The 18,952-nt window shown below is 58.8% G+C and carries 17 protein-coding genes; 3 read left to right on the forward strand and 14 right to left on the reverse strand.

The genetic code is table 11. The features are described 5' to 3' along the window. The 10 genes from QMK52_RS18275 to QMK52_RS18320 form a co-directional block, all read right to left on the reverse strand. The gene (locus QMK52_RS18275; protein WP_003192109.1) at nucleotides 1-414 is read right to left on the reverse strand and encodes an NADH-quinone oxidoreductase subunit A; all 414 of its coding nucleotides are present in this window, start codon (nucleotides 412-414) and stop codon (nucleotides 1-3) included. Nucleotides 415-1,080: 666 nt separating this feature from the next. After that, entirely contained in the window at nucleotides 1,081-2,406 is a 1,326-nt protein-coding gene (aceA, locus tag QMK52_RS18280; protein WP_005789113.1) for an isocitrate lyase, read from the reverse strand. 494 nt (nucleotides 2,407-2,900) lie between these two features. Then, nucleotides 2,901-3,638 carry a secretin N-terminal domain-containing protein gene (locus QMK52_RS18285; protein ID WP_320403174.1) on the reverse strand — a complete coding sequence of 246 codons (738 nt, stop codon included), beginning with the start codon at nucleotides 3,636-3,638 and terminating at the stop codon, nucleotides 2,901-2,903. 150 nt (nucleotides 3,639-3,788) lie between these two features. After that, nucleotides 3,789-4,211, reverse strand: a complete 423-nt coding sequence (locus QMK52_RS18290; RefSeq protein WP_194438590.1) for a GNAT family N-acetyltransferase — start codon at nucleotides 4,209-4,211, stop codon at nucleotides 3,789-3,791. Next, nucleotides 4,204-5,370: a cupin domain-containing protein gene (locus QMK52_RS18295; RefSeq protein WP_005789108.1), complete on the reverse strand. Its 1,167-nt coding sequence runs from the start codon at nucleotides 5,368-5,370 to the stop codon at nucleotides 4,204-4,206. The genes QMK52_RS18290 and QMK52_RS18295 overlap by 8 nt, the downstream gene beginning before the upstream one ends. A gap of 83 nt (nucleotides 5,371-5,453) precedes the next feature. Then, on the reverse strand, nucleotides 5,454-6,824 hold the full coding sequence (gene purB / locus QMK52_RS18300) for an adenylosuccinate lyase (protein ID WP_005789106.1): 1,371 nt from the start codon (nucleotides 6,822-6,824) through the stop codon (nucleotides 5,454-5,456). A gap of 125 nt (nucleotides 6,825-6,949) precedes the next feature. Next, a complete protein-coding gene (hflD, locus tag QMK52_RS18305) occupies nucleotides 6,950-7,573 on the reverse strand; it encodes a high frequency lysogenization protein HflD (protein WP_005789104.1) in 624 nt (207 codons plus the stop codon). Next, on the reverse strand, nucleotides 7,570-8,694 hold the full coding sequence (mnmA, locus tag QMK52_RS18310; protein WP_005789102.1) for a tRNA 2-thiouridine(34) synthase MnmA: 1,125 nt from the start codon (nucleotides 8,692-8,694) through the stop codon (nucleotides 7,570-7,572). Before mnmA ends, hflD begins: the two co-directional genes overlap by 4 nt. A 59-nt stretch (nucleotides 8,695-8,753) precedes the next feature. After that, nucleotides 8,754-9,200, reverse strand: a complete 447-nt coding sequence (locus tag QMK52_RS18315; RefSeq protein WP_194438588.1) for an NUDIX hydrolase — start codon at nucleotides 9,198-9,200, stop codon at nucleotides 8,754-8,756. 204 nt (nucleotides 9,201-9,404) lie between these two features. Continuing rightward, nucleotides 9,405-11,630 carry an NADP-dependent isocitrate dehydrogenase gene (locus tag QMK52_RS18320; RefSeq protein ID WP_320403175.1) on the reverse strand — a complete coding sequence of 742 codons (2,226 nt, stop codon included), beginning with the start codon at nucleotides 11,628-11,630 and terminating at the stop codon, nucleotides 9,405-9,407. Nucleotides 11,631-12,123: 493 nt separating this feature from the next. Here QMK52_RS18320 and icd point away from each other — a divergent pair, with 493 nt between their 5' ends. Further along, nucleotides 12,124-13,380 (forward strand): NADP-dependent isocitrate dehydrogenase, encoded by a 1,257-nt coding sequence (gene icd / locus QMK52_RS18325; protein ID WP_005789095.1) that lies wholly within the window; start codon nucleotides 12,124-12,126, stop codon nucleotides 13,378-13,380. A 76-nt stretch (nucleotides 13,381-13,456) separates the two neighbouring features. Here the strand turns inward: icd and cspD are convergent, their stop codons facing one another. Beyond that, a complete protein-coding gene (gene cspD / locus QMK52_RS18330) occupies nucleotides 13,457-13,729 on the reverse strand; it encodes a cold shock domain-containing protein CspD (RefSeq protein ID WP_277953054.1) in 273 nt (90 codons plus the stop codon). A 218-nt stretch (nucleotides 13,730-13,947) separates the two neighbouring features. Between cspD and clpS the strand changes: the two genes are divergently transcribed. Then, the gene (gene clpS, locus QMK52_RS18335) at nucleotides 13,948-14,316 is read left to right on the forward strand and encodes an ATP-dependent Clp protease adapter ClpS (protein ID WP_005789091.1); all 369 of its coding nucleotides are present in this window, start codon (nucleotides 13,948-13,950) and stop codon (nucleotides 14,314-14,316) included. A 29-nt stretch (nucleotides 14,317-14,345) separates the two neighbouring features. Next, entirely contained in the window at nucleotides 14,346-16,616 is a 2,271-nt protein-coding gene (gene clpA / locus QMK52_RS18340; protein WP_005789088.1) for an ATP-dependent Clp protease ATP-binding subunit ClpA, read from the forward strand. A gap of 234 nt (nucleotides 16,617-16,850) precedes the next feature. Here the strand turns inward: clpA and infA are convergent, their stop codons facing one another. The 3 genes from infA to aat form a co-directional block, all read right to left on the reverse strand. Next, nucleotides 16,851-17,069, reverse strand: coding sequence for a translation initiation factor IF-1 (infA, locus tag QMK52_RS18345; protein ID WP_002553999.1), 219 nt, complete (start codon nucleotides 17,067-17,069; stop codon nucleotides 16,851-16,853). 100 nt (nucleotides 17,070-17,169) lie between these two features. Continuing rightward, nucleotides 17,170-17,877 carry an arginyltransferase gene (locus QMK52_RS18350; RefSeq protein WP_005789087.1) on the reverse strand — a complete coding sequence of 236 codons (708 nt, stop codon included), beginning with the start codon at nucleotides 17,875-17,877 and terminating at the stop codon, nucleotides 17,170-17,172. 56 nt (nucleotides 17,878-17,933) lie between these two features. Beyond that, on the reverse strand, nucleotides 17,934-18,614 hold the full coding sequence (gene aat / locus QMK52_RS18355) for a leucyl/phenylalanyl-tRNA--protein transferase (protein ID WP_005789086.1): 681 nt from the start codon (nucleotides 18,612-18,614) through the stop codon (nucleotides 17,934-17,936). Nucleotides 18,615-18,952: the final 338 nt, after the last annotated feature.

Below are 18,952 nucleotides of genomic sequence, written 5' to 3' on the forward strand. Positions count from 1 at the left end.
TCATTGTTTCAGCTTCGCCTGCCGCTTGCGACGAGCTTCCGGAGCCCAGTCAAGGGCGCCCACTCGGAACAGGTAGACAAGACCTGCCAACAGAATTGCTATGAAAACGAGAGCTTCGACGAATCCGGTCCAGCCGCTTTCGCGGACGGACACAGACCATGCAAAGAGAAAGAGGGCTTCGATATCGAAGATCACGAAGAGCATCGCGACCAGATAGAATTTGGCTGAGAGCCGCAAGCGGGCACCACCTGTAGGTAGCATGCCGGACTCGAACGGTTCGTTTTTGCTGCGGCCCCAGGCTTTTGACCCGAGTAGGCTGGAGACGCCAAGCATGAAGGCGCAAAGGCCCACTACACCGAGGAGGAAAATGGCAAAGCCCCAGTTGTGGGCCATGAGTCCTGTCGCGTCGGTCATGCTGGAAATCCTTAACAGAGAGCAAAGGTCTCTGAGCTCGAAAAAGTAACGATGCAGTGACGATATGTCGCACTGCAATCAATCGCGGTGATTTTATGGCTAAACACCGGGCAAGTAAAATTCCCAGGGCGAAATTATTCGGTGGAATAAGCACATAGTGCACCTTCTTGAGGCTGTAGCCCTTATGCCGTGGGCATTAGCGGGCTTTTCATCAATTATGTTTTGTTTAAGCTGTAACGAAGTTTTCAGGCGCCAAATGATAATGAATATTGTTTGCGTGGGGTTTAAGCGATTGTTTCTCATGTGGCGGGGGAAGTTGCCGTTACTTGCTTGAGTGTCGCTTAGTTATCGCAACGGTTCTTTTAACCGATTGGATGTGTGCGAATACCGCTCTGGATCAATGTTTTGCGTAAAAAGCACCCGACTCGGTCTCTGTGGGAGCCGGGCTTGCCCGCGATGGCGGTGTGTCAGCAAAAGAATGTGGTGACTGGCACGCCGCCATCGCAGCGATGCGGCGACCCGACAAGCCAGCTCCCACATCTGCTCTGCATTATGTCAGTCAGATTTTTTCAGGCAAAAAAACACCCCGAACCAGTCCGGGCGTGATTGTTGTGCGGCACTGCGGTTAGGTCTTCCCTGGGGCCGCAGTGGCCGTGTACGCGTTACTTAGTGGAACTGCTCTTCTTCGGTCGAACCGGTCAGCGCGGTCACGGACGAGGTGCCGCCCTGGATCACGGTGGTCATGTCGTCGAAGTAGCCGGTACCCACTTCCTGCTGGTGCGCCACGAAGGTGTAGCCTTTGGCGGCGTCAGCGAATTCCTGCTCCTGCAGCTTCACGTAGGCAGTCATGTCGTTGCGGGCGTAGTCATGCGCCAGGTTGAACATGCTGTGCCACATGTTGTGAATGCCGGCCAGGGTGATGAACTGGTGCTTGTAGCCCATGGCCGACAGCTCGCGCTGGAACTTGGCGATAGTCGCGTCGTCCAGGTTCTTCTTCCAGTTGAAGGAAGGCGAGCAGTTGTAGGACAGCAGTTGGTCTGGGTATTCCTTCTTGATCGCTTCGGCGAAACGACGGGCTTCGTCCAGGTCCGGCTTGGCGGTTTCGCACCAGATCAGGTCGGCGTAGGGGGCATAGGCCAGGCCGCGGGCAATCGCCTGGTCGAGACCGGCGCGTACTTTATAGAAGCCTTCCTGAGTACGTTCGCCGGTGACGAACGGCTGGTCGTACGGGTCGCAGTCCGAGGTCAGCAAGTCTGCCGCGTTGGCGTCGGTACGGGCCAGGATGATGGTCGGAGTACCGGCAACGTCAGCGGCCAGGCGGGCGGCGGTCAGCTTCTGCACAGCTTCCTGGGTCGGCACCAATACCTTGCCACCCATGTGGCCGCATTTCTTCACCGAAGCCAGCTGGTCTTCGAAGTGCACGCCGGCAGCGCCTGCCTCGATCATGCTCTTCATCAACTCGTAGGCGTTGAGTACGCCACCGAAACCGGCTTCGGCGTCAGCCACGATTGGCGCGAAGTAGTCGATGTAGCCTTCGTCACCCGGGTTCTTGCCGGCTTTCCACTGGATCTGGTCGGCACGACGGAACGAGTTGTTGATGCGCTTGACCACGGTTGGAACCGAGTCCACCGGGTACAGCGACTGGTCGGGGTACATGGATTCAGCGGAGTTGTTGTCCGCTGCCACTTGCCAGCCGGACAGGTAGATCGCCTGGATGCCGGCTTTTACCTGTTGGACTGCCTGGCCGCCAGTGAGGGCACCCATGCAGTTGACGAAATCTTTGTCGGGACGGAAGGACGGCTTGGCACCTTGGGTGACCAGCTTCCACAGCTTCTCGGCGCCGAGTTTTGCAAAGGTGTGCTCAGGTTGGACCGAGCCACGCAGGCGGACGACGTCAGCAGCGGAATAAGCGCGGGTCACGCCTTTCCAGCGTGGGTTTTCAGCCCAATCTTTTTCAAGGGCTGCAATTTGCTGTTCGCGTGTCAGTGCCATGGGGAAAAACCTCGTCGCATAGGTCTAGGTGGAAAATTCCATTTGCCAGCCACGTAGAAAGTGCGTGGTGATGGCTGCTCGCTGACCAGAAGCTTGGGTGTTCAAGTCAAGTTCGGCGGGGTAGGCGACGGGATGAACGATTGCCTCAAGGCGGAGTTGAGCAGGTAAGGGCAAACTGCAAACGGTCTTCGGGCGTCGTGGGCCTTTGTACGATTCATCAGTGCGTAGCCGGGTTACCTGGTTAGCTTCCGTCCCTCGGGACAACTTCGTTCCAGTCGCAACCTCGTCCAACGTGCCTTGTGGGCGGTACAGACACGAATCGGCTCAGGTGGGTAACTTGGAGCGGCGATCCGAAGGCCCTTGCCAGGGCCCCTGATTAGCGGGAGCGAGGCCATCATGCCCATGCTTTTTTGGATCGTCAAATGTTTTGTAGTGCTTTTTTCAAGGCACTACATCTTTGGTCTAATACGACTCGCCAGTCAGTTTTTGGTGCTTCAGTTCAGGGTGTCGACCTTGACCCGCACCGTCAGGTCATCGCGGTCCTGAGTAGAGTAGTTGCGGGTTGTAGAAGATTTGTCGGCCTGGGTTTCGCCATTGATGCCAGCCAGGGTAATCCATTCGCCCAAGCGCCCGCTGACGGTTGTGTCGGTGCTTTGCACGTTCACTACATCAGGACGTTCCTGGCTCATACGGTCACGGTTGGTACTGATAGCCAGGTGTACGGTCTCGCCGGTGACGCTGGCGGTGACGTAAAAGCCCTGGGTGACGTTGCGATACTGGGTCTGGTTCTGCAGGCGGCCATAACCATCCTGGTGCGTGGTGGTCAGCGGAACGCTCTGGCCGATCTGAATAAGCGCCGGCACGCCTTCGCTGGCCTGGATCTGCTGGATGCCGCCATCGCGGCTGACGGTGCCATAGCTGATGATGCGGGTCTGGCTGTCGCCGCTGTTCTGCTGGTTGGTTTCGTTGGTGTCGACGGTGATCAGCAGGCGCTTGGCCGGCGTGTCCAGTTGGGAGAGCAGGGTACGCAAGCCCTCGATCTTCGCAGGGTCGGCGTTAACGATAAGCTGGTTGCCGTAGGCGCTGACGGTGCCGTCCTTGCCGATGAAGTTCTGCGCCACGGGCAGCAGGTCGGCGCTGGTGCGGTTGCTCAGGTTGACGACCTCGGTGGCAGCCATGGCCGAAACACTGGCGGTCAGGAGCAGGGCGGTGAGCAAGGTGCGTAGGGACATGTCCGTTATCTCTGCGAGTCATTTGGCTTGATAGTGCCAGTTTGTCGGCCTGAAGGGTCGCAAGTTGAATCGTAGACGGCAAAATGCCCTGGCATGGCAGGGCATTTGCGGTGTTGCTGAAATCGCTATCGCAGGCGACGCGGACTCGGGTCAGCCCTCGCGCTCCATGTCCACATGCGGAATCCCGACTTCAAGAAACTCATCACTGATAATCTTGAAACCCAACCGCTCATAAAACGCCGCCGCATACACCTGCGCACTGAGAAACTGCCGGGTCTGGCCGCGCTTTTCAGCCACCCCAATCACCGCTTCCATCAGCTTGTCGCCCACCTTCAGCCCGCGCCAGTCCTTGAGCACCGACACGCGACCAATCTCGCCGCTGGGCAGCAGGCGTGCGGTACCAATCGGAAAGTCGCCTTCGAATGCGAGGAAATGCATGGCGCCAGCGTCGTCCGCATCCCACTCGAGCTCGGCTGGAACCGATTGCTCGGCGATAAATACCGCTTCACGAATGCGCCGAATCTCGTCGATATCCTTTCGCCAGTCCGCGACACTTACGTGAATCTTATTCATCCGCGAACCCCAGGCTGCCTTGCTTGACCAGTTCGCACAGCAGGTCGCGGCCGTCTTCGTCGGCCAGCCATACGCTGAGGTTTTCGCTGTGCAGTGCGTCGGCCGAGCACACCAGCTTCAGCAGTTCACGCAGCTTGCCGGGCAGGTAACGGCTCTGGCCACTGGCAAACAGCAATACATCGTCGTCGACTTCAGACCAGGCCAGGCGCGCGCTTGGGTTGCGTACCAGAATCGCGCCATCTTGCAGGCTGTTGATGAAGTCTTCTTCGCCCAGTTCTTCACCAGCGACCAGTTCCGGGTAGCGCGGCTCGGTCATGAACTGGCCGAACCAGGTCAGCAACATGCGCTCGTCGCTCATGTGCTCAGCCAGCAGACCCTTGAGGCGGTCCAGAGCGTCGACCTGAATCTGGTGTGGGTCGCTGACCGGCTGGGCGTCGGCGTCGGTGTAGCGCTCTTCGTCAGTCAGGTACTGGCTGAGGAAGTCGGTGAAGTGGGTCAGCACTTCGGCGGCGCTCGGGGCGCGGAAACCCACCGAGTAGGTCATGCAATCGTCTTCGGCAATGCCGAAGTGCGCCAGGCGCGGTGGCAGGTAGAGCATGTCGCCTGGCTCCAGCACCCATTCGGCGCTTTCTTCGAATTCGGCGAGGATGCGCAGGTCAGCGTGTTGCAGCAGCGGGCTTTCGGAGCTGCACATCTGGCCGATCTTCCAGTTGCGCTTGCCCTGGGCTTGCAGCAGGAACACATCGTAGTTATCGAAGTGCGGACCGACGCTGCCGCCGGGCGCGGCGAAGCTGATCATCACATCGTCGATACGCCAGCTTGGCAGGAAACGGAAGTGCTCCAGCAGTTCGGCGACTTCCGGCACGAACTGGTCGACCGCTTGCACCAGCAGGGTCCACTCACGCTCTGGCAGGGCGCTGAAGGCATCTTCGGCGAATGGGCCGCGACGCAGTTCCCACGGGCGCTCGCCGTGTTCGATCACCAGGCGCGATTCGACTTCTTCTTCCAGGGCCAGGCCTGCCAGTTCGTCGGCGTCGATCGGGCTTTCGAAGTCAGGGATGGCCTGACGGATCAGCAGGGGTTTCTTCTGCCAGTAGTCGCGCAGGAATTCCCGTGCCGTGATGCCGCCCAGAAGTTGAAGAGGGATATCAGGATTCATGTGTAACCTATTGAAAAAAAGCACTTTTAAGACTGGAATAAAAACGCCCGGCGCGGCCGGGCGTCTCAAGGGTCTTGCGGTAATCAGATGCGCTTGGCTTGCTCTACAGCGTTGCCGATGTAGTTGGCCGGGGTGAGCAGTTTCAGCTCGGCCTTGGCGGCAGCTGGCATGTCCAGGCCGTCGATGAAAGTCTGCAGCGCTTCAGAGGTGATCCCCTTGCCGCGTGTCAGTTCTTTGAGTTTTTCGTACGGGTTTTCGATGTTGTAGCGACGCATCACGGTCTGGATCGGCTCGGCCAGGACTTCCCAGCAGGCATCCAGGTCAGCGGCGATTTTCTGCTCGTTGAGCTCAAGCTTGCTGATACCTTTGAGGCTGGCTTCGTACGCGATCACGCTGTGGGCAAAGCCGACACCGAGGTTGCGCAGTACGGTGGAGTCGGTCAGGTCGCGCTGCCAGCGAGAGATCGGCAACTTGCTGGCCAGGTGCTGGAACAGCGCGTTGGCGATGCCGAGGTTGCCTTCGGAGTTCTCGAAGTCGATCGGGTTGACCTTGTGCGGCATGGTCGACGAGCCGATTTCACCGGCAATGGTGCGCTGCTTGAAGTAGCCCAGGGAGATGTAGCCCCAGATATCGCGATCGAAGTCGATCAGGATGGTGTTGAAGCGCGCAATCGCGTCGAACAGCTCGGCAATGTAGTCGTGGGGTTCGATCTGCGTGGTGTAAGGGTTGAAGCCCAGACCCAGCTCGTCTTCGATGAAGGCGCGGGCGTTGGCTTCCCAGTCGATCTCGGGGTAGGCCGACAGGTGGGCGTTGTAGTTGCCCACGGCGCCGTTGATCTTGCCCAGCAATGGCACGGCGGCCACTTGAGCGATCTGGCGCTCCAGGCGGTACACCACGTTGGCCAGTTCTTTGCCCAGGGTGGTCGGCGAAGCCGGCTGGCCGTGGGTGCGCGAGAGCATCGGCACATCAGCGAAACGGATCGCCAGTTCACGGATCGCGTTGGCGGTCTGGCGCATCAGCGGCAGCATCACGTCATCACGGCCTTCACGCAGCATCAGGGCGTGGGACAGGTTGTTGATGTCCTCGCTGGTGCAGGCAAAGTGGATGAATTCGCTGACCTGGGCCAGTTCCGGCAGCTTGGCCGCTTGCTCTTTGAGCAGGTACTCGATGGCTTTGACGTCGTGGTTGGTGGTGCGCTCGATCTCTTTCACACGCTCGGCGTGCTCCAGGGAGAAGTTTTCCGCCAGGGTGTTCAATACAGCGTTGGCCTCGGCGGAAAACGCCGGCACTTCGCCGATGGCAGGGTGAGCGGCCAGGCGCTGGAGCCAGCGCACTTCAACCAGTACACGCGCACGGATCAAACCGTATTCGCTGAAAATAGGGCGCAGGGCCTGGGTTTTGCCGGCGTAGCGGCCGTCAACAGGGGAAACCGCAGTGAGCGAAGAGAGCTGCATGGGGTGTTCTCGGACAGTCGGGCAACGAAATGGGGCGCGTATCATACATGAAAAAATCCGCCGGTCCGTTGCCAACTGACCGGCGTATTACGCGTAACGGCTTGAAAATGGCCTGCTGATGCGACTTATTCGTTGCGCATCAACGGGTAAAGCTCTTTGAGCAATTTGCGTCGGCTGATCACCAGTTGCCAGCGATGGCCGCCCAACTGCCGCCACAACCGCGCCGAACGAATGCCGGCCAGGAGCAGCGCGCGGATCTTCGAGGCGTTATTCGGTTGCTGCAGGTTGCGCATGTCGCCGTGCACCTGGATGCGCTGGCGCAAGGTGCTCAAGGTGTCTTGATACAACGCACCACAGGCGGCGATCACGTTCTCGTGGGCCGGGCCGAAGTGCTCAACCTGGGATTGGATTTGCGGCAGGCGTTTGCCGATTGTTTCCAGCAGGTCGTCGCGCTTGGCTAGCTGCCGTTCCAGGCCGAGCATCGACAGGGCGTAGCGCAACGGCTCGCGCTGCAGGGTGCTTGGGTCGCGTTCGAGGGCGCCGATCAGGGCGCGATAACCTTCGCGCAGGCTCAGGTCGTCGCCGCCGTACACGTCCAGGGTATCCTTCGGATCAACCACCAGCAGGCTGCCGAGCATGCACGTCAGGCCGGCCTCGGTCACCTGGCCGGTCTTGGCGATCTTGTCCACCAGGACTGCCGCGAGGAAGACCCCGCCAAGCGCCGTCAATTGCTCCTGGGTCGGGCTCATGCCGGATGGCTCCAGGCTTGCGCAACTTCAATCACGCCGCCGCCCAGGCAGATTTCGCCGTCGTAGAACACCACGGATTGGCCTGGGGTGACCGCGCGTTGCGGGTCATCGAAGGTCGCGCGGTAACCGGTGGCGGTTTTTTCCAGGGTGCACGGCTGGTCGCTCTGGCGATAGCGCACTTTGGCGGTCAGGCGGCGTGGCGTGCTCAGGTCGATCGGGTTGACCCAGTAGATCTCGGAAGCGAGCAGGGCGCCGGAGAACAGCAGCGGATGTTCGTTGCCCTGGCCGACCACCAGCACGTTGTTTTCCAGATCCTTGACCAGCACGTACCAAGGCTCTTCACCTGCGTCTTTCAAGCCGCCGATGCCCAGGCCCTGGCGCTGGCCAATGGTGTGGTACATCAGGCCATGGTGACGGCCGATCACTTCGCCGTCAGTGGTCTTGATCTCGCCCGGCTGCGCCGGCAGGTACTGCTTGAGGAAATCGCTGAAGCGGCGCTCGCCGATAAAGCAGATCCCGGTGGAGTCTTTCTTCTTGGCGGTGGCCAGGCCGTGTTGCTCGGCGATCCTGCGCACTTCGGGCTTTTCCAGCTCGCCGACCGGGAACAGGGTCTTGGCGATCTGTTCGCCGCCGACGGCGTGCAGGAAGTAGCTCTGGTCCTTGTTCGGGTCCAGGCCCTTGAGCAATTCGGTGCGGCCATCGATATCGCGACGGCGCACGTAGTGGCCCGTGGCAATCAGGTCGGCGCCAAGCATCATGGCGTAGTCGAGGAACGCCTTGAACTTGATCTCGCGGTTGCACAGGATATCCGGGTTCGGCGTGCGGCCGGCCTTGTATTCGGCCAGGAAGTGCTCGAACACGTTGTCCCAGTACTCGGCGGCGAAGTTGGCAGTGTGCAGCTTGATTCCGATCTTGTCGCACACGGCCTGGGCGTCCGCCAGGTCGTCCATGGCGGTGCAGTATTCGGTTCCATCGTCTTCTTCCCAGTTCTTCATGAACAGGCCTTCCACCTCATAACCCTGCTCCATGAGCAGAACGGCGGAAACGGAAGAATCCACGCCGCCGGACATACCGACGATGACGCGCTTCTTTTGTGTGTCAGAAGGGGCTGGATCACGCATAGGGTTTCAACGGGTGTCTTGAAAAAGGACGCGATTCTATCAGGCCCGAGTCGCTAAGGCTAAAGAGAAGGGCGGATCAATTCGAGACTGTGCCGGTGGCCGGCCAGATAATCATCGATACAGCGGATGATCAGCTCGCTGCGCCAGTCATCGCGCACGGTCATCAGCTCGTTACGGGTCAGCCAGCGGGCGCGCAGGATGCCTTCGTCGAGTTGATAATCCGGGTGATGTTTCAGCGCCTTGGCGATAAAGCATACGCGCTGATAGGTCACGCCATTGCTCGGTGCGGTGTACAGGTAAATGCCGACGATGCCAGTGGGCTCGACATCCCAGCCGGTTTCTTCGAGGGTTTCGCGCACGGCCGCTTCGGTCAGGGTTTCGTTCGGGTCCAGATGGCCGGCGGGCTGGTTGAGCACGGCGCGGCCGCCCTTGAGTTCTTCAACCATCAGGAAGCGGCCGTTGTCTTCGACGATGGTGGCGACGGTGATATGGGGAAGCCAGGTCATTGCAAGCCTCGGTATCGGGAAGGTGACTCGGTCAATGTGGGAGCTGGCTTGCCTGCGATGGCGGTGGGTAAGCTGCACCTGTATGAACTGACAGGCTGTAATCGCAGGCAAGCCAGCTCCCACACTTGATTGGGTTTCTTCAATGAAGTCCCTGCAAACAGAAACCCCGGCACTGGGCCGGGGCTTCTTTGCATCCTTACAACCTTACTTCAACTTGGCAATCGCCGCATTGAGGGTGTTGCTTGGGCGCATGGCCTTGCTGGTCAACTCGGGGTTCGGTGCGTAGTAGCCGCCGATGTCCACGGGCTTGCCCTGTACCGCGTTGAGCTCGGCAACGATGGTTGCTTCGTTCTCGGCCAGGGTTTTTGCCAGTTCGCCGAACTGCGCTTGCAGTGCAGCGTCTTCGGTTTGGGCGGCCAGGGCCTGGGCCCAGTACAGCGCCAGGTAGAAGTGGCTGCCGCGGTTGTCGATGTTGCCGACTTTACGCGATGGCGACTTGTTGTTGTCCAGGAACTGGCCGGTAGCCTGGTCCAGGGTCTTGGACAGTACCAAGGCTTTGGGGTTGTTGTAGGTCACACCCAGGTGCTCAAGGGAAGCGGCCAGGGCCAGGAACTCGCCCAGGGAGTCCCAACGCAGGAAGTTTTCTTCCAGCAGCTGCTGAACGTGCTTGGGCGCCGAACCGCCAGCGCCGGTTTCGAACAGGCCGCCGCCGTTCATCAGCGGCACGATCGACAGCATCTTGGCGCTGGTGCCCAGTTCCATGATCGGGAACAGGTCGGTCAGGTAGTCGCGCAGCACGTTACCGGTCACCGAAATGGTGTCCAGGCCTTTGCGGGTGCGCTCCAGGGTGAACTTCATCGCATCGACCGGGGCCATGATGCGGATGTCCAGGCCTTCGGTGTTGTGGTCTTTCAGGTACGCCTGAACTTTCTCGACCACTACGCCATCGTGAGCGCGCTTGGGGTCCAGCCAGAAAATGGCCGGGGTGTTGCTGGCGCGGGCACGGTTGACGGCGAGCTTGACCCAGTCCTGGATCGGCGCGTCTTTGGTCTGGCACATGCGGAAGATATCGCCGGCCTCGACTTTCTGTTCCATCAGCAGGTTGCCCTGGCTGTCGGTGACGCGAACAACGCCGTCAGCCTTGATCTGGAAGGTCTTGTCGTGGGAACCGTACTCTTCGGCTTTCTTGGCCATCAGGCCAACGTTTGGCACGCTGCCCATGGTGGTCGGGTCGAAGGCGCCATTGGCCTTGCAGTCTTCGATGACTGTCTGGTAGATAGTGGCGTAGCAGCGATCCGGGATCACAGCCTTGGTGTCGTGCAGCTGGCCGTCGGTGCCCCACATCTTGCCGGAGTCACGGATCATGGCTGGCATCGAGGCGTCGACGATCACGTCGCTCGGCACGTGCAGGTTGGTGATGCCTTTGTCGGAGTTGACCATCGCCAGGGCAGGACGAGCGGCGTAGACGGCCTGGATGTCGGCTTCGATCTGCGCTTGCTGGTCGGCCGGCAGGGCCTTGATGCGGGCATACAGGTCGCCGATGCCGTTGTTCAGGTTGAAGCCGATCTGCTCAAGCACGGTAGCGTGCTTGGCCAGGGCATCTTTATAGAACTCGGCAACGATCTGGCCGAACATGATCGGGTCGGAGACCTTCATCATGGTGGCTTTGAGGTGGACCGACAGCAGCACGCCTTGCTTCTTGGCGTCTTCGATTTCAGCGGCGATGAAGCTGCGCAGCGCTTTCTTGCTCAACACGGCGGTGTCGATGATCTCGCCGGCCTGGACGCTGGTCTTTTCTTTCAGGACGGTGGTGGTGCCGTCCTGAGCAACCAGTGCAATTTTGACAGCATCGGCGGCTTCGATCTGTACGGCTTTTTCGCTGCCGTAGAAGTCACCATTGCTCATGTGGGCAATGTGCGACTTGGAGTCGGCAGCCCAGGCGCCCATCTTGTGCGGGTGCTTGCGTGCGTAGTTCTTGACCGACAGCGGCGCGCGGCGGTCTGAGTTGCCTTCGCGCAGTACCGGGTTCACGGCGCTGCCCTTGACCTTGTCGTAACGTGCACGGGTTTCTTTTTCCGCGTCGGTGGTTACGGTTTCCGGGTAGTCCGGCAGGGCGTAGCCCTGGGCCTGCAGTTCCTTGATCGCGGCTTGCAGCTGCGGGGTCGAGGCACTGATGTTAGGCAGCTTGATGATGTTGGCTTCAGGGGTTACGGCCAGGTCGCCCAGTTCGGCGAGGTGGTCCGGGATAGCCTTGGTGCCCAGTTGCTCGGGGAAGCTTGCGAGGATGCGCCCTGCGAGGGAGATGTCGCGGGTTTCAACGGCAATATCAGCGGAAGCGGTGAAGGCCTCTACGATAGGCAACAGTGAATAGGTGGCGAGGGCTGGAGCTTCGTCGGTGAAGGTGTAGATGATCTTCGAGCGGGTGGGCATATTCGGATTAACTCTCTTCTTTGCTGAAAGCGTGCGCAGAAACTCGAGATGCGCCGGGTGGAGCGCGTTCGTTCAAAGTCATCCATGAGCGAAATGTCGAGGTTTCTTCGCGGTGATGTTGGGTTGCATCAGTCGAGCGTCAAGCGTTTGGACTATTGTAATAGTCCTGCTTTCTGGCTGAAGGCTACTGTCTAGAGCGGTCAACCGTCGTGACTCTTTGGTCAGCGGCGGCATTATACATAGGTCGCTATGCTTACGCAGAGCCTTCATACAAAAGGTGTGTCGTCCATTGGTCTAAAGGTCGCAGGTGCTGCGTTACGCCTAAAGTCGCACGTTGTGCTCAAGATTGGCACTTTTCCCTTTGCTTTCAGGCTTGTAGGCGACAATTTATGCTGTTTTCGATGCAAATGAGCATGGCGCGAGGTTTCGGTCGCCATTTATCTGGAGTAGGCTCGAATGCAGCCAGATGTTCAATCCATAGATGGAGTTCAGCATGGGATACAAGAAGATTCAGGTTCCGGCAGTCGGCGACAAAATCACCGTCAATGCAGACCATTCTCTCAATGTTCCTGACCAACCGATCATCCCCTATATCGAAGGTGACGGTATTGGCGTCGACATCAGCCCGGTGATGATCAAGGTAGTCGACGCAGCTGTTGAAAAGGCTTACGGCGGCAAGCGCAAAATCTCGTGGATGGAGGTGTATGCCGGCGAAAAGGCGACCCAGGTCTACGACCAGGACACCTGGTTGCCCCAGGAAACCCTGGACGCGGTCAAGGATTACGTGGTGTCCATCAAGGGCCCGCTGACCACGCCGGTCGGCGGTGGTATTCGCTCGCTGAACGTGGCTCTGCGTCAGCAACTCGACCTGTATGTGTGCCTGCGCCCGGTGCGCTGGTTTGAAGGCGTGCCCAGCCCGGTCAAGAAGCCAGGCGATGTGGACATGACCATCTTCCGTGAGAACTCCGAGGATATTTACGCGGGTATCGAGTGGAAAGCCGGTTCGCCTGAGGCGATCAAGGTGATCAAGTTCCTCAAGGAGGAAATGGGCGTTACCAAGATCCGTTTCGACCAGGATTGCGGGATTGGCGTCAAGCCGGTGTCGAAAGAGGGTACCAAGCGCCTGGCGCGCAAGGCCCTGCAGTATGTAGTCGATAACGACCGCGACTCGCTGACCATTGTGCACAAAGGCAACATCATGAAGTTCACCGAAGGTGCCTTCAAGGAATGGGCCTACGAAGTGGCGGCTGAAGAATTCGGCGCGACGCTGCTCGACGGCGGCCCGTGGATGCAGTTCAAGAACCCCAAGACCGGCAAGAATGTAGTGGTCAAGGATGCGATTGCCGATGCCATGCTCCAGCAGATCCTGCTGCGTCCGGCTGAATATGACGTGATCGCCACGCTCAACCTCAATGGCGACTACTTGTCCGATGCCTTGGCGGCGGAGGTTGGTGGTATTGGTATCGCGCCGGGAGCCAACCTGTCGGACACCGTGGCGATGTTCGAAGCCACTCACGGTACTGCGCCCAAGTATGCGGGCAAGGACCAGGTCAACCCGGGCTCATTGATTCTGTCGGCGGAAATGATGCTGCGTCATATGGGCTGGGTCGAGGCGGCTGACTTGATCATCAAGGGCACCAACGGTGCGATTTCGGCCAAGACCGTGACCTATGACTTTGAGCGCCTGATGGATGGCGCTACGTTGGTGTCGTCGTCGGGCTTTGGTGATGCGCTGATCAAACATATGTAAACAGGCAGAAAAAAACCGGCCATTCTGATGGCTCAGAATGGCCGGTTTGGCTTTCAAGACCTTGCTCAGTGGCTGATCAGGCCAGTTGCTTTTTTGGTTTTCGGGCAGGCGCTTCCGTTTTTGCGGGGGGTGTAGGGGTGACGTGCGCATGGATATTCACGGCATGCATGCCCTTGGGGCCCTGAATTAACTCGAAACAGACAGGCTGACCCGCTTTCAGTGTCTTGTAGCCTTCCATCATTATTGCTGAATAATGCGCAAAAAGGTCTTCAGTCTTGCCGTCTTCATTAATGAAGCCGTACCCCTTGGCATTGTTGAACCACTTGACCTTACCACTAGCCATTCCCATATCCCTCTGCACCAGACTCCATCACTGGAGTATCATCCAGTTTATCCGTCCTAACCCGAATAAATAAGGTTGACTGCGCGGACCTTTTTTACCCACTGTGGGCTCTATTGGTTGTAACACCGATTTGCCGATAGTCAAGGCGACCAGTCGGTCAGAGTTGAAATTCTGACAGCTCGCCCCCACCACTGTAATTGAACCACTGACGAACCTTTCTTTCCATGCATGCAAATAGCCAGATTCGACTAACATTCAATCAGGATCGCCCGGATCAGGAACATGACGACGACGGTTCTGCAGGCATTGCTGTTCAGGAGGCCAAGCCTGCTTTACAGGCACCGCCGATGTACAAGGTGGTTTTGTTCAATGATGACTACACACCGATGGATTTCGTCGTCGAAGTGCTCGAGGTGTTTTTTAACCTGAACCGCGAGTTGGCGACCAAGGTAATGCTGGCCGTTCACACAGAAGGACGGGCAGTATGTGGAGTGTTTACCCGCGACATCGCCGAGACAAAGGCCATGCAGGTCAACCAGTACGCCAGGGAAAGCCAGCATCCGCTACTCTGTGAAATCGAGAAGGACGGTTAACGCCGACCACTTGGGTATGAGGTGAAGCTATGTTAAACCGCGAGCTCGAAGTCACCCTCAATCTTGCCTTCAAGGAGGCTCGTTCGAAGCGTCATGAGTTCATGACCGTCGAGCACCTTTTGCTGGCACTTTTGGATAATGAAGCTGCCGCCACCGTTCTGCGTGCGTGCGGCGCCAACCTCGACAAACTCAAGCATGATCTGCAGGAGTTTATCGACTCCACCACGCCACTGATCCCCGTGCATGACGAGGACCGCGAGACCCAGCCAACCCTGGGCTTCCAGCGGGTATTGCAGCGTGCTGTCTTCCACGTACAGAGCTCCGGTAAGCGTGAGGTCACAGGCGCAAACGTGCTGGTGGCAATTTTCAGCGAACAGGAAAGCCAGGCCGTGTTTCTGCTCAAGCAGCAGAGCGTTGCCCGTATTGATGTCGTCAATTACATCGCCCACGGTATCTCCAAGGTGCCTGGGCACGGCGATCATTCCGAGGGTGAGCAGGATATGCAGGACGACGAGGGCGGTGAGTCTTCTTCTTCAAGCAACCCGCTGGATGCCTATGCCAGCAATCTCAATGAGATGGCGCGACAGGGGCGGATCGATCCGCTGGTCGGGCGTGAAAGCGAGGTCGAGCGTGTAGCGCAGATCCTCGCGCGGCGTCGCAAGAACAACCCGTTGCTGGTGGGTGAGGCGGGCGTGGGTAAAACCGCGATTGCCGAAGGCCTGGCCAAGCGCATTGTCGACAACCAGGTGCCGGACCTGCTGGCCAACAGCGTCGTCTACTCCCTTGACCTGGGCGCATTGCTCGCCGGGACCAAGTACCGTGGCGATTTCGAGAAGCGCTTCAAGGCGCTGCTCGGCGAGCTGAAAAAACGCCCGCAGGCGATCCTGTTCATCGACGAGATCCACACCATCATTGGTGCCGGTGCGGCCTCCGGTGGGGTGATGGACGCCTCCAACCTGCTCAAGCCATTGTTGTCTTCGGGTGATATCCGCTGCATCGGCTCCACCACCTTCCAGGAGTTTCGCGGCATTTTCGAAAAAGACCGTGCCCTGGCGCGTCGCTTCCAGAAAGTCGACGTGTCCGAGCCTTCGGTTGAAGACACCATTGGCATCCTGCGCGGGCTCAAGGGGCGTTTTGAAGCGCACCACGGCATCGAGTACACCGATGAGGCCCTGCGTGCGGCGGCCGAGCTGGCGTCGCGCTACATCAATGACCGGCACATGCCGGACAAGGCCATCGACGTGATCGACGAGGCGGGCGCTTACCAGCGGCTACAGCCGGTCGAGAAGCGTGTGAAACGTATCGATGTGCCTCAGGTCGAGGACATCGTGGCGAAAATCGCGCGGATTCCGCCAAAACACGTCACCAGTTCCGACAAGGAGCTGCTGCGTAACCTGGAGCGCGACCTCAAGCTCACTGTGTTCGGTCAGGATGCGGCGATCGACTCGCTGTCCACTGCGATCAAGTTGTCCCGTGCGGGCCTCAAGTCGCCGGACAAGCCGGTCGGTTCGTTCCTGTTCGCAGGGCCTACCGGTGTCGGCAAGACCGAGGCGGCGCGGCAGTTGGCCAAGGCCATGGGTATCGAGCTGGTCCGTTTCGACATGTCCGAGTACATGGAGCGTCACACCGTATCGCGCCTGATCGGTGCGCCGCCCGGCTATGTCGGTTTCGACCAGGGCGGCTTGTTGACCGAGGCGATCACCAAGCAGCCGCATTGCGTACTGCTGCTCGATGAGATCGAGAAGGCTCACCCGGAAGTCTTCAACCTGCTGTTGCAGGTCATGGACCACGGGACGCTGACCGATAACAACGGGCGCAAGGCGGACTTCCGTAATGTGATCGTGATCATGACCACCAACGCCGGTGCCGAAACTGCTGCGCGAGCTTCTATCGGCTTCACGCATCAGGATCACTCTTCCGATGCAATGGAAGTGATCAAGAAGAGCTTCACGCCGGAGTTCCGCAACCGTCTGGACACCATTATCCAATTTGGTCGCCTCAGCCATGAGGTTATCAAGAGCGTGGTGGACAAGTTCCTCACCGAGCTTCAGGCGCAGTTGGAAGACAAGCGCGTGCAGCTGGATGTGACGGAAGCGGCTCGCAGTTGGATCGCAGAGGGCGGCTACGATGCGGCAATGGGCGCACGCCCAATGGCGCGTCTGATCCAGGACAAGATCAAGCGGCCGCTGGCCGAAGAGATCCTGTTCGGCGAACTCTCCGATCATGGTGGCGTGGTGCATATCGACCTGAAGGACGGCGAGCTGACCTTCGATTTCGAGACCACGGCAGAAATGGCCTGATCGTTCTGCAACAACACAAAAGGCGCCGAAAGGCGCCTTTTTGCTGACTTGAAATGCAATTCTCAGAACAATGGAGATCCAATGTGGGAGGGGGCTTGCCCCCGATAGCGGTGGTTCAGCAACAAATTAGTTGCCTGACACACTGCTATCGGGGGCAAGCCCCCTCCCACAATTTATGTGTATGCCACCCACACAAAAACGCCCGGCATAACCGGGCGTTTTGTATTGACTTGCTTAGCGAGCGCGGTAAGTGATGCGCCCTTTGCTCAAGTCATAGGGCGTCAGCTCGACGCGCACTTTGTCACCGGTAAGAATACGAATGTAGTTCTTGCGCATCTTGCCGGAGATATGCGCGGTTACGACGTGCCCATTTTCCAACTCCACACGAAACATGGTGTTGGGCAGGGTGTCGACGACAGTGCCTTCCATTTCGAAGCTGTCTTCTTTCGACATGCAGTAAAGCCCTCGGTATCCAGTGAATGGCCCGGTGCAACTGCGCCAGGCAAAAGCGGCGTGCATTGTGCCCGAAAAAGAGGGTTCAAGCCAAGGGGTTCTAGTTAAGTGTGACCCATCTTTGATTAATCAGCAGCTCAATGGGCCGATATTGGGTCTTGTAGTTCATCTTTTTGCAGTTCTTGATCCAGTATCCGAGGTACACCGCTTCCAGTTCCAGGCGCAGTGCTTCACCTATTTGCCAGAGGATCGCAAAGCGCCCGAGGCTGCGGCGTTCCTCTTCGGGTTCATAGAAGGTGTACACCGCCGACAGGCCGTTGGGCAGCAGGTCGGTCACCGCCACGGCCAGCAGCCGTCCATCGAGGCGGAACTCGTAGAAACGCGAGAACGGCAGGTCACGTACCAGGAAGGTGGAAAACTGATCACGGCTGGGCGGGAACATGTCGCCATCGGCATGGCGTTGCTCGATGTAGCGCTGGTAAAGATCGAAATACTCTTCGCTGTACTGCGGCTTGACCGCGTTTACCGTCAGGTCGGCATTGCGTTTAAGGATGCGTTTCTGATTGCGATCGGGCAAAAATTGCGCGGCAGGGATGCGCGCCGGCACACACGCGTTGCAATTCTGGCAGTGAGGTCGATACAGATGATCGCCGCTGCGCCGAAACCCCATCTCCGAGAGGTCGGCGTACACGTGCACGTCCATCGGCTGGCTGGGATCGAGGAACAGCGTGGTGGCCTGCTCGTCGGGCAGATAGCTGCAAGAGTGGGCTTGAGTGGCATAGAACTTCAAGCGCGCCAGCTCGGTCATGATCAACCCTCGGGATAAGCTTTGGAATAAGTGTAAGCCAGGTAGGCGAAAGTCGCCTACGAAACCCACGGTCCAGAGCTGGGTTGGTCCAAATGCTTGCGCAGCAAGTCAGCGAAGTCGCTGCGCGGTATGGCGCGGGCGCCCAGGCTGTGCAGGTGGTCATTGGGCATCTGGCAGTCGATCAGCACGAAGCCCCACGCCTGCAATTGACGGGTCAATGTGGCGAAACCGAATTTCGAGGCGTTGTCGGCGCGGCTGAACATGGATTCGCCAAAAAACAGCTGGCCCATCGCCAGGCCATACAGGCCACCTACCAGTTCGCCCTGGTCCCACACTTCCACGGAGTGGGCGTAGCCGCGCTTGTGCAGCGCCAGGTAGGCGTTCTGGATGCCCTCGGTGATCCAGGTGCCGTCCGCGTAGGCGCGCGGTGCAGCGCAGGCCTGGATGACGGCGGCGAAATCCTGGTCGAACGTCACGGTATAACGCTGTTGGCGCAGCAGTTTGCCGAGGCTGCGGGACACATGCAGTTCGTCGGGGAAGATCACCGTGCGTGGGTCGGGTGACCACCAGAGGATGGGTTGGCCTTCTGAAAACCACGGAAAGCAGCCATGGCGATAGGCCTGGATCAGGCGTTCGGCCGACAGGTCGCCACCAGCGGCGAGCAGGCCATTGGGTTCGCGCATGGCCTTGGCCAGGGGCGGGAAAGTCAGGTTGTCGCGTTGTAACCAGGTCAGCATGGCATCCAGGCTTACGGAAGGGGAGGGGAGTGGCAGACAAGGCATCTGCCGCATAAGCGTTGATTATTGTCGACCCGGCGCCAAGGGGCCAGCCCGATTAAGCCGTGAGGCCGGATTAGCATGAGCGGGTGTTTCTGCAACTCTGCGCATAAGGCGCGGTCGTAATCGGGGCTGGCACATGCCAGCCATTTGCCAAGTTTGCCTGGATTGCCAGATACAGCTCATAAGCCTTTGTCAGCAAAGGCAATGCATGCTCAAATTGAACAGGCTTTGACACTTCGATTGCCAAGGCTGCCAGGTGGAGGGCAAGTGTGTGGCATCGCGCACGCAAACCCGTA

It is taken from the genome of Pseudomonas sp. P9_2 (assembly GCF_034008255.1).
GTDB lineage: Bacteria > Pseudomonadota > Gammaproteobacteria > Pseudomonadales > Pseudomonadaceae > Aquipseudomonas > Aquipseudomonas synxantha_A.